Annotated in this window: 15 protein-coding genes; 7 read left to right on the top strand and 8 right to left on the bottom strand. The window is 59.9% G+C overall.

Features of this window, described 5'->3' with window-relative positions; genetic code table 11:
- Position 1: 1 nt before the first annotated feature.
- The gene (gene metW / locus FF098_RS12885; RefSeq protein WP_155141107.1) at positions 2-622 is read left to right on the top strand and encodes a methionine biosynthesis protein MetW; all 621 of its coding nucleotides are present in this window, start codon (positions 2-4) and stop codon (positions 620-622) included.
- On the opposite strand, the gene FF098_RS12880 is transcribed toward metW, so the two are convergent.
- The gene (locus tag FF098_RS12880; RefSeq protein ID WP_155141105.1) at positions 599-1,360 is read right to left on the bottom strand and encodes a class I SAM-dependent methyltransferase; all 762 of its coding nucleotides are present in this window, start codon (positions 1,358-1,360) and stop codon (positions 599-601) included. The genes metW and FF098_RS12880 overlap by 24 nt on opposite strands.
- A gap of 85 nt (positions 1,361-1,445) precedes the next feature.
- Between FF098_RS12880 and gloB the strand changes: the two genes are divergently transcribed.
- Positions 1,446-2,234, top strand: coding sequence for a hydroxyacylglutathione hydrolase (gene gloB, locus FF098_RS12875; protein WP_155141103.1), 789 nt, complete (start codon positions 1,446-1,448; stop codon positions 2,232-2,234).
- Complete coding sequence (locus tag FF098_RS12870; RefSeq protein WP_155141101.1) at positions 2,234-2,638, top strand: cupin domain-containing protein; 405 nt, start codon at positions 2,234-2,236, stop codon at positions 2,636-2,638. Before gloB ends, FF098_RS12870 begins: the two co-directional genes overlap by 1 nt.
- An 11-nt stretch (positions 2,639-2,649) precedes the next feature.
- On the opposite strand, the gene FF098_RS12865 is transcribed toward FF098_RS12870, so the two are convergent.
- The 5 genes from FF098_RS12865 to FF098_RS12845 all read right to left on the bottom strand — a co-directional run bounded on the left by FF098_RS12865 (position 2,650) and on the right by FF098_RS12845 (position 10,226).
- The gene (locus FF098_RS12865; RefSeq protein WP_155141098.1) at positions 2,650-3,081 is read right to left on the bottom strand and encodes a hypothetical protein; all 432 of its coding nucleotides are present in this window, start codon (positions 3,079-3,081) and stop codon (positions 2,650-2,652) included.
- Between the two features lie 87 nt (positions 3,082-3,168).
- A complete protein-coding gene (locus tag FF098_RS12860; RefSeq protein ID WP_155141096.1) occupies positions 3,169-4,254 on the bottom strand; it encodes a DUF4908 domain-containing protein in 1,086 nt (361 codons plus the stop codon).
- Between the two features lie 129 nt (positions 4,255-4,383).
- Positions 4,384-7,602 (bottom strand): TonB-dependent receptor, encoded by a 3,219-nt coding sequence (locus FF098_RS12855; protein ID WP_188544109.1) that lies wholly within the window; start codon positions 7,600-7,602, stop codon positions 4,384-4,386.
- 241 nt (positions 7,603-7,843) lie between these two features.
- Positions 7,844-9,610 carry an arginine--tRNA ligase gene (gene argS, locus FF098_RS12850; RefSeq protein WP_155141094.1) on the bottom strand — a complete coding sequence of 589 codons (1,767 nt, stop codon included), beginning with the start codon at positions 9,608-9,610 and terminating at the stop codon, positions 7,844-7,846.
- Between the two features lie 43 nt (positions 9,611-9,653).
- Positions 9,654-10,226, bottom strand: coding sequence for a hypothetical protein (locus FF098_RS12845; protein ID WP_155141092.1), 573 nt, complete (start codon positions 10,224-10,226; stop codon positions 9,654-9,656).
- Between the two features lie 148 nt (positions 10,227-10,374).
- Here FF098_RS12845 and ispH point away from each other — a divergent pair, with 148 nt between their 5' ends.
- Genes ispH through rnhA form a run of 3 tightly spaced genes read left to right on the top strand, consistent with a single transcriptional unit; the run spans position 10,375 to position 12,729 of the window.
- Positions 10,375-11,325, top strand: coding sequence for a 4-hydroxy-3-methylbut-2-enyl diphosphate reductase (gene ispH, locus FF098_RS12840; RefSeq protein WP_155141090.1), 951 nt, complete (start codon positions 10,375-10,377; stop codon positions 11,323-11,325).
- Between the two features lie 8 nt (positions 11,326-11,333).
- Positions 11,334-12,299, top strand: coding sequence for a homoserine kinase (gene thrB, locus FF098_RS12835; RefSeq protein WP_155141087.1), 966 nt, complete (start codon positions 11,334-11,336; stop codon positions 12,297-12,299).
- Positions 12,292-12,729: a ribonuclease HI gene (gene rnhA, locus FF098_RS12830; protein ID WP_155141085.1), complete on the top strand. Its 438-nt coding sequence runs from the start codon at positions 12,292-12,294 to the stop codon at positions 12,727-12,729. The genes thrB and rnhA overlap by 8 nt, the downstream gene beginning before the upstream one ends.
- Positions 12,730-12,748: 19 nt before the next feature.
- Here the strand turns inward: rnhA and FF098_RS12825 are convergent, their stop codons facing one another.
- Positions 12,749-13,183 (bottom strand): hypothetical protein, encoded by a 435-nt coding sequence (locus FF098_RS12825; RefSeq protein WP_155141083.1) that lies wholly within the window; start codon positions 13,181-13,183, stop codon positions 12,749-12,751.
- Positions 13,184-13,377: 194 nt separating this feature from the next.
- Here FF098_RS12825 and FF098_RS12820 point away from each other — a divergent pair, with 194 nt between their 5' ends.
- The gene (locus FF098_RS12820; RefSeq protein WP_155141081.1) at positions 13,378-13,941 is read left to right on the top strand and encodes a hypothetical protein; all 564 of its coding nucleotides are present in this window, start codon (positions 13,378-13,380) and stop codon (positions 13,939-13,941) included.
- A gap of 3 nt (positions 13,942-13,944) precedes the next feature.
- Here the strand turns inward: FF098_RS12820 and FF098_RS12815 are convergent, their stop codons facing one another.
- The gene (locus FF098_RS12815) at positions 13,945-14,790 is read right to left on the bottom strand and encodes an inositol monophosphatase family protein (protein WP_155141079.1); all 846 of its coding nucleotides are present in this window, start codon (positions 14,788-14,790) and stop codon (positions 13,945-13,947) included.
- Between the last annotated feature and the right edge of the window lie 102 nt (positions 14,791-14,892).

Here is a 14,892-nt window from a genome sequence, read left to right as displayed (position 1 = left end):
CATGGCAACCTCTCTCTCCCGCCTCGACCTGCAGCACATTGCCTCTCTCGTCGAAGAGGGCTCGCGCGTTCTTGACGTGGGCTGCGGCGACGGCGAGTTGCTGACCTTGCTGCGCGACACCCGCGCCGCGCAGGGCCGTGGCCTGGAAATCAGCCGCGAGGGCGTCTCCAACTCCGTCGCCAAGGGGTTGTCAGTCGTACAGGGCGATGCCGACACGGACCTTGCAGAATATCCGGATGATGCGTTCGACTACGTCTTCCTGACACGGACGATACAGGCCGTGCGTCGACCTGACCTGACCCTTGCGGAGGCTTTGCGTATCGGCCGGCGGACAGTCGTCTCCTTCCCCAATTTCGGATACTGGAAGGTGCGGATGAACCTTTTGTTCGCCGGGCGGATGCCAAAGTCCCGTGCGCTACCCGCCAGCTGGTACGAAACGGACAATATCCATCTGTGCACGATCGCCGACTTTGTCGCCCTGTGCGCAGAAAAGGATATCAGGATCGAGGCGGCCTATTCTGCCGCGAGCAATACGAAGCCTGAACCGTTCGAACCAACCGGCGCGACGCTTGCCTTGCGCAATTTGCTGGCCGAGGAATCAATCTTTATCTTGACCAAGTGAGGACGAAGAAGACGCCCGCGTATTGCCTTGCAGGCCGGCTGGCCGCAGCATACGGGCGGGGTTGAGGACGTCAGCCTTGGTGCCGGACACCGGCATGGCGATTTCCTTCACCGCTTCGACCAGCGTGACACCGGCCAGCGCCGACCACAGGTGATGCCCTGCCCGCTCCCACGCCCCGGAAGCCCGGATCATGAAGGAATAATCGAGCGGCGGGAAATACAGCGCCGATGTCCATGCAGCCGGGGTGAACATCGCCCCCTTGAGCAACCTTGAGAGCTGCGTTCGTGACCAGGGCCGCCCGGCGGAAAAGGGTGTCGATTCGATCATCGCCCACGGGCCCCGCCGGTGCGGAGCGACGATGATCAGCCTGCCGTCATCTGCCAGCACCCGCCAGACCTCGCGCATCAGGCGGCGGGGGGCGGCCGCCTCCTCCAGCCCATGCACGATCAGGATGCGGTCCATCGACGCATCGGGCAGCGGCCAGAAAAGGTCCGCCGTCAGGCAGCTGGCGCAGCCACGCAAATCGCTGACATAGCCCATGCCTTCGGGGATCAGGCACAGGCTGCGCTCCGTTTTCTTGAATATCGGCATATAGGGGGCGGTATAGCCGAACCCGGCGACCCGGCAGCGCGAGACATCACCCCACGCCTCTTCCAGCCGCCCGGCGATGAAGCCACGCGCCGCCGCGCCCAGCGGGCTGTCATAAAAGGCCTGTATGTCCAGAATGTCCGTGCGCATGACTTACTTTTTACTGTCCGGAGTGTCGCCATCATCGGCCACAACGCTAAACTAATGTGGGTGAGACCACGCCGAAAGGATTAAAATGTCGTTCTTCCACCAGATAGCCGGTCTTCAGATCAGCCAGTTTCCCTGCCTGTCTGACAATTACGGCTTCCTGGTCCATGATCCTGAATCCCATAGCTGCGCGGCAATAGACACGCCAGACGCAGATGCTGTGAACGTCGCCCTGGAAGAGCGCGGCTGGCAGTTGACGGATATCTTCAACACGCACTGGCACCCGGACCATACTGGCGGCAATCAAGCGCTGAAGGAGCGATGGGCCTGCACCGTAACCGGGCCGAAAGCAGAGGATGGCCGCATCCCCGTCGCCGACAGGCTGGTTCATGAAGGTGACACGGTAAGCCTTGGCGGTTTTGAAGGCCGTGTCATCGATACCCCAGGCCACACGCGTGGACACATCATCTATCATTTCGAGGCTGCCGGCATGGCCTTTGTCGGTGACACGCTATTTGCGCTTGGCTGTGGACGGCTGTTCGAAGGCACTGCGGCGGTGATGTGGCCATCGCTGAAGAAAGTCCGTGCCCTGCCCGAAGAGACCGTCGTCTTCTGCGCTCACGAATATACCCAGTCCAATGCCCGCTTTGCCGAGACGGTCGAGACCGGCAACAAGGCGCTGATGGAGCGGATCGCCCAGATCGACGAGAAGCGCGCGCGCGGCGAGCCTACGGTGCCAACCACCATTGCCCTTGAACGGGATACAAATCCGTTCCTGCGCGCCGACATTGCGTCGCTACAGTCTGATATCGAAATGAGCGGCGCTGACCCCGTCGATGTCTTTGCCGAGATACGACAGCGCAAAGACAATTTCTGATGCAGCAATTGACTGCAGAGGACGTTATCGCCGAGTTTCGGCTTTTGCCCCATCCCTTCGATGGCTGGTATGCCCGCGTGGACACCAGCGTCGCCCACCCGGTGCGCTATCACTACCTGATCAGGTCCGGCGAGTATGCCGCCTGGCACCGCACTGGCGGGCGCCTTGTCATGACCCATATCGACGGTGCACCGCTGACCCTGACCCTGTCGGACGGCGGACGGGCGACACGATCTCACGTGTTGCACGAAAGCCGGGAGCATTCCTGCATGGTCGAGGACACCGAATGGCGCACATGGGAAAGCCTTGGGCACTGGTCACTGATGATCGTCAGTGCCGAGAAGAAATCGCATTTCCTGAACTGGTCGCTGGCGCCGGACAACTGGCATCCGCAACCGGGCTGAGATTTGGCTGCCTAGAGCCTGCCTTGCAGGTAGGACCGGGTCTGGCTGAACCCGTTGCCACCCGGGCGTGCGCCGAAGGTGAGTGTTGATCCACTGAGAGACGGTCCGGCACCATCGCCGGTGCAGGTGAAGGAAGAGATGTTTTTCGCGACCTTCTCGGAATCGCCGCTCCGGCAGATCGCTTCGATCGCCCCAAGGGCGTCGTCACAGGCATCGGCAAGACTTTCATCCGCCGGCCAGTTACTGGCGCGGTTCCAGTCGATGCGTGAGGAAATGCGCGCGCTGCAGATATTGCTGGTATAGGCAACCTCGCTGGCGAGCTGGCGCTCTTCGGCCTGACGGGCGCGCAACTCCTTCAGCGGGCTTTGCGCGGACGCAGCCGAAACGGCGGCAGCGGCAATGCCGGCAGCGAGGGCAACGGATCTGAACAACACGCTTTTCATCAACTTTTCTTCCTATCGGGAGAAAGACAATAAACCATGAATGGGACAGGGCAACGGCCTGATCGCGGCCAAAATGCGCCAAATCGCCTAGAGGGCGCCTTCCAGGTAGCGGGTTACCGCAAGAGAGGACGGGCGCCCCTGCAGGCCAGCTGCCGGGTTATAATAGACCGTCAGCGCGCCGTCCTGCAGCTTCATCGACGGTTCGGCATCTGGCACGAACTCGACGACCGCAAGGCGCTCGGCCACGATGCGCGCGCCAAGCGGATCGGCAGCGACATGATCGATCCCTTTGGCGGTCGTCAGAACGGCGTCGGCGAGCACAGCCTGATTGCCGGCATAGGTGCCGGGCGCCATGAAGGTGATGTAGAAACCATGGCGCTGCTCGATCACCTCGGAGGCACGGCGCATGCGCTGGGCAGCAATCTCATAGGCCATGGGCGGCGATTTCAGCGTTCCGCCGACCTTGCCGACAGGCAGTACAGCGCGACCGCCGAGCGGCACGATGGAATCGTCCTCATACCCGGCGAACCCGTCTTCCGGCGCGAACAGCGTTGCACCGCCGTTGGAGGTTACACGCAGCACAGCCGCGCCGCTCTGGTCGGTATAGGTGACATCCCCGCGCGGCGAGCGAGTCGCATCGAGGATCAGGATTTCCTCTGCCCTGCGGCCAGACAGCAGCGAGCACTCCAGCGTTTCTTCACCCCCGTCACACGGAAAGCGGATGAAGCCGTAGCTGCCATCGGTCTGGAAGACGAACGTCTCGTCGCCCTCTGTCGTCTTGTAGAGCTGCGGCGTCCGGCTCGACAGACGGATTGCGCTGGGGCCGCGCTGGGTCAGCATGGCGGCAAACGGGTCAAGCGGACGGGCCTCTTCCTGAATGGCAGGCACACCGAACAGGCTGGAGGTCGCTGGTGCGTCCTGCCCTGAAGTGTCCTCAACATTTCCCTCTTCCTCACCCGTGCCATCCTGGCCGACGACAGGTGCCTGTGGCAGCGGGGCCGGCTGATCGACCTCGATGGCCGGCTCCCCGGTAACCTGGGCGATGGCCGGGAGGACAAATCCTGCCGACAGGGCTAGCGCGCTGGCGGCCAAAGCCCGCAAGCAGGCGATCGCGGCACGGGGAATACCCCCTGCCGGCGCATGCTGTGCAAGATTTTTCAGTCCGGTTTTCATCAACCCTGTTGCTTTCACCCTGAAGCGAGAGGCCTTGTCCCATATCAATAGGGCAAAATGCGGGCAGAAAAAAAGGGCGGTCCGAAGACCGCCCTTTCGATACGCAACTGATGCGATGCTTACGCAGTACTAGAAGTCGTACTTCACACCGAAGCGGATAGACCACAGCGAAGCTTCGTCGACGATCGTGCCTTCATTGGCGTCTTCGATGAAGTTCGAGTAGACGTAACGTCCGTTTGCGTCGATCTGAGCGTCGAACAGATCGGTCGCCGGGAAGTCAGTATCACGAAGGACACCCCACTCGTCGTTCAACAGGTTGCCGACGTTCTCGATGATCATGAACATCTCTGTGCTGTGATCCTCGAATACGCCCGGCAGGGCCTGGCTGATGCGCAGGTCGAAATTCGTCCACCAGTCGGCAGCGAACTCGTTACGCGGAACGATCTGGCCACGATAGTCGCCGAGGCCGTCGGTCGCGTAAATCCGGTCGAGGATACCAGGATCGGAAGCAGCGGCATTGAACAGCGGATCGTTCGCACCGGTCGGTACGTAGATCAGCTGACGGCTCGAACCGTCTTCGTAGATGTCGTTGGAAGAGAAGGTGTAGCTGTAAGGCAGGCCTTCCTGAAGGATACCGACGAGGGAGAAAGTGGTCGGGTATTCCGGCCAGAATTCTTTCTCGTAATTGGCAGCCAGCGTGAAGCGGTGCGCGATCTCGTAGTCGGACGTTGCTGTCACGAGGTTGTTCGGATCGAACGTTGCCACGTTGAAGAAGTTGGAACCAGCCGTAGACGAGGTCTGCGGGGAGGCATCTTCTGCATCCGTGTAGGCATAGGCCAGTGTCCAGTCCAGACCGAAGTCGTGGGACTTGGCGAGCGACGCGGAGATGACGAATGCATCGCCTTTGTCAGACGCGTTGGTCAGCATCAGGTTGTTCGCACGCGGGCAGTCGTCGTCAGATGCAGACGAACCGTTGTCGAACAGCGTGGCGCAATAGGACGGACGACCATCCGGGCCAGTGATGCCATTGGCATCATAAACCAGTTGGTAGTCGAGAGCCTTGGTCACGGCAGCTTCCTTGACCTTCGAATACAGGACATCGAGGTTCAGGGTGTAGTTCGGACCCATCCAGTCATAGTAACCGTCGAAGTCGTAGGTCATGCCGAGGTTGAACTTCCACTCAGACGGGATTTCGAAATCCGGGTCGAGAGCGTTGGCCGGACCGGAGACGGCGGCAGCTGCAACAGCTGCGATAGGCTCATCCGGGATGTCGTAGAACGGACGCTTGTCGCCCGAATACGTCAGGTCAGTGAACAGGTTGCCGCCGTTGAAATCGCCGAATTCGAACTGGGTTACGCCGTTGTTCGAGTAGTTGTTGGAGATCCAGACGTTCGGGTTACCACCGGAGAACAGGCCGAAACCACCACGGAACAACACATTGTCGCTGTAGTCGTAGGTGAAGCCAACGCGCGGCTGGATCACGGACTTGCCATCGAGGTTGTCGTCGTTGCGGAAACCGAATGTCTGGTGGAACTGCTGGTTGTACTTCGGCTTGTCGTCAGACGTGTAGAAATCAGCACGGATGCCGGCGACGATGTTGAGCAGGTCGGTCGCCTGCCACTCGTCTTGGATATAGGCCGTTGTGATTTCGTAGGTGAAGGCAGCAGCAGCGTCGTTGGCGTCGTTGGTGCCGGCTGCATTCTCGTAGATGAAGTCGGCATAGTTGCCGAGACGGAAGTTCTCGATGGAGGACAGGCCGCCATCGTCTTCGAAGGTCACTTCACCTTTCACTTCCTGAACGAAGAGGTTGAAGATGTCGTATTCTTCGCGCTCGATACCGAAAGTCAGGAGGTGGTTGCCAGCCTGGTAGTCTGCCTTGGCCTTGTAGGTCAGCAGCTCGTAAGCGAGGCTGTTTGCGTGGCGGCTGTCGTCAGCACCCAGATAGAAGGTGTTGTTGTTGTCGCCGGCCGGGCCGAGGTTGCGGATCTGGACTTCACCCCACTGATCGAGACCGCCCAGCGGCTGAACAGCGTTGACGAAGTCGATATAGCTCAGGCGGAACTCGGTCGACAGGTTTTCAGTCCAGTCGGAATAGACCGAACCGGAGTAGGAGTTCAGTTCGCCACCGCGGGAATAGAAGTGGTTCAGCTCGGAAAGCTGACCGCCGGAGCTGTCGGACGGATCGTTGGTGAAGCCGTCATTGTAGTTGTAGGTGAACGATGCACGGTGGAAATCGTTGATGTTCCAGTCCAGTTTTACGAGGATTTTCTCGTCTTCTGCATCCAGGGCATTCGGCAGGCCGGATACTTCGTAACCATAGACGTCACGAGCGATTTCGACGATCTCGTCATACTCGGCTTGCGTGATACCAACGGCTTCGAGGCTGTTGCCACCGAACAGTTCGGCTTCTTTCAGCTTCTCGTAGGCAGCGAAGAAGAACAGCTTGTCCTTGATGATCGGGCCACCGACGTTGAAGCCCCAGCGATAGTCATCGAATTCACCATTGTCGAAGTCCACACCATCGGCGGAATCGCCGATCAGGCTGTCATTGGTGAAATCGTAGAAGATACCGCCATGGAAGCTGTTCGTACCGGACTTGGTAACGGCGTTGATGTTACAAGCCGTGAAGGAGCCGTATTCGACACCGAACGGAGCCAGCTCGACGGAAACCTGCTCGATCGCATCGTAGGAGAACGGAATACGGACAGTCGGATAGCCATTGGAGTTCAGGCCGAAAGCGTCGTTGAGGCGCAGGCCATCGACGGTCAGCGAGTTGTAGCGCGGGTTGGCACCGGCACACAGAATGCCGTCAGTACCACCGGAACCGCCGGCATTGGCGTCGAGGGAAACGCGCGGATCGAGACGGACCACGTCCTTGATGTCGCGGTTGATGGACGGTGTGGTTTCAAGCGTCTCGAGACCGAAGCTGGTCGACGGACCGGTTGCCACTTCGCTGCCGACAGTGCGCTGGCCGACTATGATGATCGTATCGCCACCAGTTTCTTCGCCGAGGTCAAAGGTGAGGCTCGTCGTGTCACCAATGCTGAGCGAAATGTCTTCCACGCGCTCGCCCTGGAAGCCGGCGCTCTCGACGATAACGACGTAGTTGCCGCCAACCGGAAGGTTGCGCACGGAGAACTGGCCATTGCCGGACGTCGACAGGGTGCGGCTGAAGCCGGTGTCTTCGTTGATGATGGAAACGCTGGCACCGGAGATCGGCGCGCCGGATTCGTCAGTGACGGTACCACGGATAGAGGACGTGGTTTCCTGAGCGACAGCAGACCCGCCCCAGGCCGCCGTGATAGCCATGGCGGCGGTACCCGCCACAAGAAGCTTGTTGAGTTTCATCGAGAGGATTCCCCAAATTGAAATGGATTTCTGGCACGAGCCATTGGTGCTGCTCTTAGGCGCGGAGTGCGACAGAAATATTACAGTCCTGGAACATTGCTGTCATAAATGCTGCAATGCATCACACCATCGAAGAGGTGTTGATTTAATACCACACCGTTAAAAGAGCGGTTGCTTGCGCATGGCGCAATGAATGCGCAACTGAGGGGCTAATTGATCGAAGAATGTGCACAATATGCGCTTACATCCGATCCGGCACCTCAATGCCGAGCGTGCCGAGGATCAGCTCGAGCTGCTCGCCTGTCGTGCGCGCCAGCACCTGCCGGGATGCCTTGATGCCTGCGTCAGGTTCATCGGCGATGCGGCAATTGGTATAGAATTTCGAGAAGCTCTGCGCGAGGCGCCATGCGTGGTCGCACAGGATATGGGGCATGCGTTTTTCATAGGCCTGGCGCATGGCATCCGGAAAGGCCGCGAGCGAGAGGACGAGGTCGCGCTCGGCATCCTGCGTGATCATGATTGCACTGCCCTGCTCTGCCATGCCCGCCCGTTCCAGCACCGACTTGATGCGGACAGCTGCATACAGAAGATAAGGGCCCGTCTTGCCTTCAAAAGACAGGAACTTGTCGATGTCGAAAATGTAGTTCGTGGTCCGCGGGTTCGACAGGTCAGCGAATTTCAGCGCCGCCATGCCGACCTTGGCCGCGATATCGGCGAGTTCCTCTTTCGAATATCCGCGCTCTGACAATGATGCATTGACGCGATCCACCGCCCCTGTCTTCATCTGGTCCAGCAGCACGCGCAGCGGCAGGGCATCGCCTTCCCGCGTCTTGTAGGGCTTGTCGTCAGGCCCGTTGATCGTGCCGAAGCCCTGATGTTCCAGACGATCCTCCGGGAACAGGCCCATCAGGTCGGAGGCGCGGAAAACCTGCTCGAAATGCTGCGACTGGCGCGCATCGACGACATAGATGATCCGGTCCGGATTGATGGACTGCTTGCGATCCCAGATCGTGCCGAGATCGGTCGACCCGTAGAGCACAGAGCCATCCTGGGAAATCATGATCAGCGGCGGGATCTTTTTCGAATCATCCTCACGCGCGACCCGGATGATCCGTGCCCCCTCGCTTTCCTCCAGCAGGTCCTTGCTTTCCAGCAACCCTACCAGCGGCTCGATGAAGGGCTGAGCGTCGGACTCCCCCTTCCACAGGTCGAAGGTGACGCCGAGATCGTCATACTCACGGCGAAGCCCGACATGGGAGACGGTCACGAAATGCCGCCAAAGGGCGATATAGCCGGGGCGTCCGGCCTGCAGCTCTGCCGTGATGCGCCGGGCTTCCTCATTCTTCGCCGGGTCGGCCTTGCAGGCGGCAGAGGCCTGCGGATAAAGCCGGGCAAGATCATCCAGCGATACAGGGCTCTCCTCCGGATAAGGCCCGGTGAAATCCTTGTCGAAATACGGCAGGTCCGGCATCTCATCGCGCACGGCCATGAGCAGCTGACCCATCTGCTTGCCCCAGTCACCCAGATGGATATCTCCGGTGACATCATCGCCTGCAAGGCGCATGAGGCGCTTCAGCGCCTCACCGATGATCGCGGCGCGCAGATGCCCGACATGCAGCGGCTTGGCGACATTCGGCCCGCCATAGTCGATGACGACTGTCTCAGGAGTATCCTTGGCCCAGGCGCCGGAGCGCGCGTCGCCGGCGACCAGCGCGGCAAAATCGGCCAGATACTCGTCGGTCAGGGTCAGGTTGATGAAGCCCGGCCCGGCGAGGGAAACGTCAGCGAAGATATTCTCCTCACGCAAACGAGCGGCCACAGCCTCGCCAATGGCGCGCGGATTCATTTTTGCCTGCCTGGCGGCGGCAAGGGCGCCATTGCACTGGAATTGCGCCAGGTCAGGCCGGTCTGAGGCCTGTACCCGCCCGAAAGCGACATCCAGCCCCTCTGCCTGAAACGCCTGCCCGGCAATGGCCGACAGACGTTCTGCGAGTGATAAAACTGCCATGGGTCGTAAAGCCGGCGAAAGACCGGCCCTCTTCAGGTGATTGTTAGTCGAGATCCGGGAATTTCAGGCTCTTGCCGGAGCGGTTGTAGAGCACCTGCTCCCGTGTCAGGGCGAGGCCGACGACGATCTCGAAGTTGGTGCCGGATGTCGAGGAATCCTTCCGCGGAATGGTGATCGAGCCAACCGTGTCTGACAGGGTCGCCGTTGCGCTGTCGCCTCGGAATCGAACCGGCAGGGTGAACTCTTCCTTCACGATGACATCGCGATCCATCCGGGTAACGGCAACGAAGTAGGAAACATCCATATTGCTGGCTGTGGCCTGCGGACCCCGGCCAAACGCGAAATCCACCTCGACGGCTGCCTCGATCGGCTCCTCGTCATAATAGCGGCAGGTCGTCTCGACATTGGTGATCTCGGCAGTGTAGGCGACATTTTCCAGCGCCGGTTCACCGCTGAATTGCACCATGCGGCCGGCATCCTGCAGCACGATCACGTTGGGGCACGGGGCCGGGTTCTCCTTGTTCGCGGAATCGCGCCAGTCGGACAGCGTCGAGCAGCCGGTGAGCAAGGCGGCGAGAGCGAGGGTTCCTGTGCAAATCTTGATCAGTCTTGTCATCTACTTCCCGTCCCGTGCGGCAGGTCGGGAGCGACCCGCCGGTTGTGGAGCGCGGCCGCAAAATCGGCCATTGCCTCATTCTTTACAAACATGGTTGGTAACCCCTTATAAGGTATGGTGCAACGGAATTTCCTGTTAGGGTCTGGCTATGGAAAAACAGCCACTTAAAGTCCTACTCGCCGCGCCGCGCGGTTTCTGCGCCGGTGTCGACCGGGCAATAGAGATCGTTGAAAAGGCGCTGGAGAAATACGGCGCGCCTGTCTATGTGCGCCATGAGATCGTCCATAACGAGACCGTCGTCAGCCGCCTGCGCGAGATGGGCGCGGTCTTTGTCGAGGAGCTGGACGAGGCACCGGACGACCGGCCGATCATCTTTTCCGCCCATGGCGTGCCGAAATCCGTGCCGAGCGAGGCCCAGCGCCGCAACATGATCTGGCTCGACGCCACCTGCCCGCTCGTCTCCAAGGTGCATATCGAAACCGAACGTCACCACAATCAGGGGCTGGAAGTGCTGCTGATCGGTCATGCCGGCCATCCGGAAGTCGTCGGTACGTTGGGCCAGCTTCCGGAGGGGGCGATCACCCTGATCGAAACCGAAGAAGATGCCGAGACCTTTGTGCCGCGCGATTCGTCCCGCCTCGCTTATGCCACACAGACGACGCTGTCGGTCGATGATACGGCGTCAATCGTAGAAATCCTGAAGCGCCGCTTCCCCGAGATCCGCCTGCCGCACAAGGACGATATCTGCTACGCGACCACCAACCGGCAGGACGCGGTGAAGGCGATCGCCGAGAAATCCGATGCGCTGATCGTCGTCGGCTCTCAGACCTCTTCAAACTCGAAACGTCTCGTCGAGGTGGGCGAGCGCCATGGTTGCCGCTTCTCGGTCCTGACCGACAACGCCGAGCAACTCGACTGGGATGCCCTTGCCGCCGCGCGGCCGGAAACGGTCGGCCTGACCGCTGGTGCCTCTGCACCCGAAAGCCTCGTCCAGGGCATCATCACCGCCCTGAAGGAGCGCTATGACGTGACCGTCGAGGAAGTGACCACCGCCCGCGAAAACGTCACCTTCAAGCTGCCGCGCGCCCTCGCGTCATAAGCTCTGCCATGGCCGTTTACACCAAAGTTTCCGACACGCAGCTGGCGCATTTTCTCAGTGCCTATGACGTCGGTATGCCGCGCACCTTCAAGGGCATCGCCGAGGGGGTGGAGAACTCCAATTTCTATCTCGAAACCGACCGCGACCGGTTCATCCTGACCCTTTACGAGAAACGGGTGAATGCCGAGGAACTGCCCTTCTTCCTGTCGCTGATGCAGTATCTGGTGGAAGCCGGCTTGCCCACCGCCGCGCCAGTTGCCGATCGCGAGGGCGAAGCTCTGAAGGCGCTCAACGGCCGCCCGGCCGCGTTGATCCAGTTCGTCACCGGTGTCTCCAAGGACCAGCCCGACGAGGAAGACTGCGCCGCGCTCGGCATCATGCTCGCCCGCCTGCACAAGGCGACCGCCGGGTTTGACGGCAAGCGAGAGAACAATCTTTCAGTCGACGGGTGGAAGACACTGATCGAGCGTTGCGCCGGGCGGGCGGATGAATGTTCCGATGGGCTAAATGCCTTCATCAATGAAGAGATGGCGGCGCTGGACAAAGAATGGCCCGGCGGCGATGACCTGCCCCGCGGCGTCATTCATGCAGACCTGTTTCCCGACAATGTACTGTTCACAGGCCATGACATCACCGGCATCATCGACTTCTATTTTGCGTGTACTGATTTCTATGCCTATGACCTCGCCGTGTGCCTGAACAGCTGGTGCTTCGACGCGAAGAGAAACTTTATCCCCGGCCACGCGAAAGCGATGATAAAGGGGTATGAGGCGACGCGCGGCCTGAGCGATGTTGAAAAGAAGAGCTTACCCCTGCTCGCGCGCGGTGCTTCATTGCGCTTCCTGCTGACACGCCTCTATGACTGGCTGAATCAGGAACCGAACGCCCTCGTAACCGTGAAGGACCCGCTTGAATATGCCGAGAAGTCGCGCTTCTTCCGCTCCGATGAGTTCCGGAACCTCCTTGATGACTAAAACGGTCGAGGTGTATACGGACGGTGCCTGTTCCGGCAATCCCGGCCCCGGCGGCTGGGGCGTGTTGCTGATCCAGGGTGAGCGCGAAAAGGAGCTGTGCGGCGGTGATAAAGACACCACTAACAACCGTATGGAGATGCAGGCCGCGATCGAGGCGATGAAGGCAGTCAAGCCCGGCTGGAAGATCATCCTGCACACCGACAGCCAGTATCTGAAAAACGGGCTGACCCAGTGGATTCATGGCTGGAAACGCAATGGCTGGAAGACGGCAGCGAAAAAACCGGTCAAGAACCAGGATTTGTGGATCGAACTCGACGAGCTTTGTTCCAAGCGCGACATCACCTGGAAATGGGTCAAGGGCCATGCCGGCGACCCGGGCAATGAACGCGCTGACGCCCTTGCCAATCAGGGCATGGCATCCGTACGCTGACGGATCCATGAAAATGCATTTACCTGAAGTCCTTCGCTGCCTTGCCTGACAGCCAGATCAGGAACAGCGAGACGAGGATCACGATCACAGGCATGATGAATGCCGTCGGTCCCGTGATCTCATGCATCTTTGCCACGGCAAAGCTGTAATAGTCCTGCACCAGTACCGCGATCAGCGATATGATGAAGAGGATGCGGGCAAGCCCGTTTTTCATCAGCAGAAGGATGGCGCCGAACAGACCGGCAAAGGTGGCAATGGCAAAGGCCGCCGTCGACCACGCTGGGATATTCTCGTACAGCTCACGCATCTCCGGCTCCATCGTGGACAGCACCTGTTCATTGCCCATCATGAATGCGGTACCGATATAGGCGAGCACACCAAGCAGGTTCCACAATAGCGCCACCACGGCGACGATCCAGAACCAGACCGGTGTTTTCTTTTTCGTTTCAGACATTTGTTCCCTCCTTGATTGTTCCGCCCCTCGCGGACCGTACCAGCCAGCATTGACGGCTGGCCACTGGCATAATCTATCACTGCCCTGATCTTCCGTCCATCACGTCAGATACTGCAGTTCCACTGCCAGGCCGGGAACTGGATGCATGATAAAATCGTTTCCGCAATACTATCCGAGGAACGACGGAGAGATACATGCCGAAACGACTGATCCTTTCACTGGGCCTTGTGGCGCTGGTTGCCGCGTGCGGTAACAATGAAACCGACACGACGCTGGAAAACGCACGGCAAGCCGAGCAGGCGCAGGACGCAGAGAGTGCGATAGAGGATACGCCTGACAATATCTCCGTCGATGACACTTTATTGACCGGTGCCTATTCTGAAGGCGAATGGGTCTACAAGGCAGGTGACCCGGCAGCGCTGTATGGCCCACCCAGCACGGATGCCATCTTCTCCCTGTGGTGCGACACCGAAGTGAACGAATTGATAGTTCAGAGAGCGGCTGAAGTCGTTGATCCGGATACCGCCGAGATAACCATCGTGACGCCGGAGGGAAGCCGGAAATACTACGTTCAGTCTACGGATGGACCGATGCCCCTCGTGACCACCGGCATCTCGCTGGAGGACATGTTTGTCGATGATATAGCGCAGGCAGCAAGGTTTGCCGTTTCAGGCCCTGATGGATCGGAAACGCTGCGTTTGCCAGGCGGGCCGGAAGTCGTTCGGCTGGTACAGGCCTGTCGGCGCTCGGCCTATTGAGCGTTAAAGAGCGCCTAAGCGCTCAAGCGCGCTATCCAGCAATTCCCGGCTGGCTGCAGCGACAAGGCGGCCACGTTGTCCGCCTTCTTCGAGCGGCTTTTCCCAGTCCCCCGTCACCGGCTGACCGCGCCAGTCGGTCACGACCCCCCCCGCCTCTTCGATCACCGGCACCAGCGCTGCGGCGTCATAACGCTGCAGGCCCGCTTCGATGACCAGATCGAGATGTCCCGCCGCGAGCAGCGCATAGGCGCAGGCATCAAGGCCGAAACGGGTCACACGGACCTTTCCGGCGATATCCATGAAAGCATCTGCTTCATCGGCTGTGAAACATTCCCCTGCCCTTGGGTCAGTCGTTGAAAGCCGGGCGCGGGACAGGTCTTTCTCACCGGAAACAGCGATCCGCCATTTGTCCTGCCCGGTCATCAGGCAGGCACCACCGGCCCCGCCGATATACATCTCCCCCGGCCACGGCATGTCGATCACGCCTACCTTCTGGTGACCATCGACCTCCAGCGCGATCAGCGTCGTCCAGCTTGGCACGCCGCAAATGAAGGCGCGCGTGCCGTCTACCGGGTCGAGCACCCAGCGAATATTGCCATCGCCTTCCTTTTCGCCGAATTCCTCACCGAGTATGCCATGATCGGGATAGCGTTTTTCAATCAGGGAACGGATTACCCGTTCTGCTTCCCTGTCGGCTTCCGTCACCGGATCGAAGGCTTCACCCGTCTCCTGCGCCAGCTTGTTGTCGATAGCGAGGCCCTGACGGAAGCGCGGCATGGTCTCGACGCGGGCGCGCAGGGCCAGCTCGCGGGCGAAGGCGGTGTATTCTTCAAATTCGGCATCAGTCATGATGTCAGGGGTAGCCGCATTTTTATGGCGAGACCAGCCAGAAACGAAATAACGCGGCACCCTTGAAAGAGCACCGCGTTATCCCGAATACCGCCAGACAGA

Origin of the sequence: Aquisalinus luteolus (assembly GCF_009712425.2) — a bacterium.
Classification (GTDB): domain Bacteria; phylum Pseudomonadota; class Alphaproteobacteria; order Caulobacterales; family Parvularculaceae; genus Aquisalinus; species Aquisalinus luteolus.
This window is presented reverse-complemented; position numbering and strand designations above follow the sequence as displayed.

Excerpts from the sequence above, each read along its gene's own strand:
- metW (WP_155141107.1), top strand. The coding sequence starts at position 2 with ATGGCAACCTCTCTCTCCCGCCTCGACCTGCAGCACATTGCCTCTCTC.
- FF098_RS12880 (WP_155141105.1), bottom strand. The coding sequence starts at position 1,360 with ATGCGCACGGACATTCTGGACATACAGGCCTTTTATGACAGCCCGCTG.
- gloB (WP_155141103.1), top strand. The coding sequence starts at position 1,446 with ATGTCGTTCTTCCACCAGATAGCCGGTCTTCAGATCAGCCAGTTTCCC.
- FF098_RS12870 (WP_155141101.1), top strand. The coding sequence starts at position 2,234 with ATGCAGCAATTGACTGCAGAGGACGTTATCGCCGAGTTTCGGCTTTTG.
- FF098_RS12865 (WP_155141098.1), bottom strand. The coding sequence starts at position 3,081 with ATGAAAAGCGTGTTGTTCAGATCCGTTGCCCTCGCTGCCGGCATTGCC.
- FF098_RS12860 (WP_155141096.1), bottom strand. The coding sequence starts at position 4,254 with ATGAAAACCGGACTGAAAAATCTTGCACAGCATGCGCCGGCAGGGGGT.
- FF098_RS12855 (WP_188544109.1), bottom strand. The coding sequence starts at position 7,602 with ATGAAACTCAACAAGCTTCTTGTGGCGGGTACCGCCGCCATGGCTATC.
- argS (WP_155141094.1), bottom strand. The coding sequence starts at position 9,610 with ATGGCAGTTTTATCACTCGCAGAACGTCTGTCGGCCATTGCCGGGCAG.
- FF098_RS12845 (WP_155141092.1), bottom strand. The coding sequence starts at position 10,226 with ATGACAAGACTGATCAAGATTTGCACAGGAACCCTCGCTCTCGCCGCC.
- ispH (WP_155141090.1), top strand. The coding sequence starts at position 10,375 with ATGGAAAAACAGCCACTTAAAGTCCTACTCGCCGCGCCGCGCGGTTTC.
- thrB (WP_155141087.1), top strand. The coding sequence starts at position 11,334 with ATGGCCGTTTACACCAAAGTTTCCGACACGCAGCTGGCGCATTTTCTC.
- rnhA (WP_155141085.1), top strand. The coding sequence starts at position 12,292 with ATGACTAAAACGGTCGAGGTGTATACGGACGGTGCCTGTTCCGGCAAT.
- FF098_RS12825 (WP_155141083.1), bottom strand. The coding sequence starts at position 13,183 with ATGTCTGAAACGAAAAAGAAAACACCGGTCTGGTTCTGGATCGTCGCC.
- FF098_RS12820 (WP_155141081.1), top strand. The coding sequence starts at position 13,378 with ATGCCGAAACGACTGATCCTTTCACTGGGCCTTGTGGCGCTGGTTGCC.
- FF098_RS12815 (WP_155141079.1), bottom strand. The coding sequence starts at position 14,790 with ATGACTGATGCCGAATTTGAAGAATACACCGCCTTCGCCCGCGAGCTG.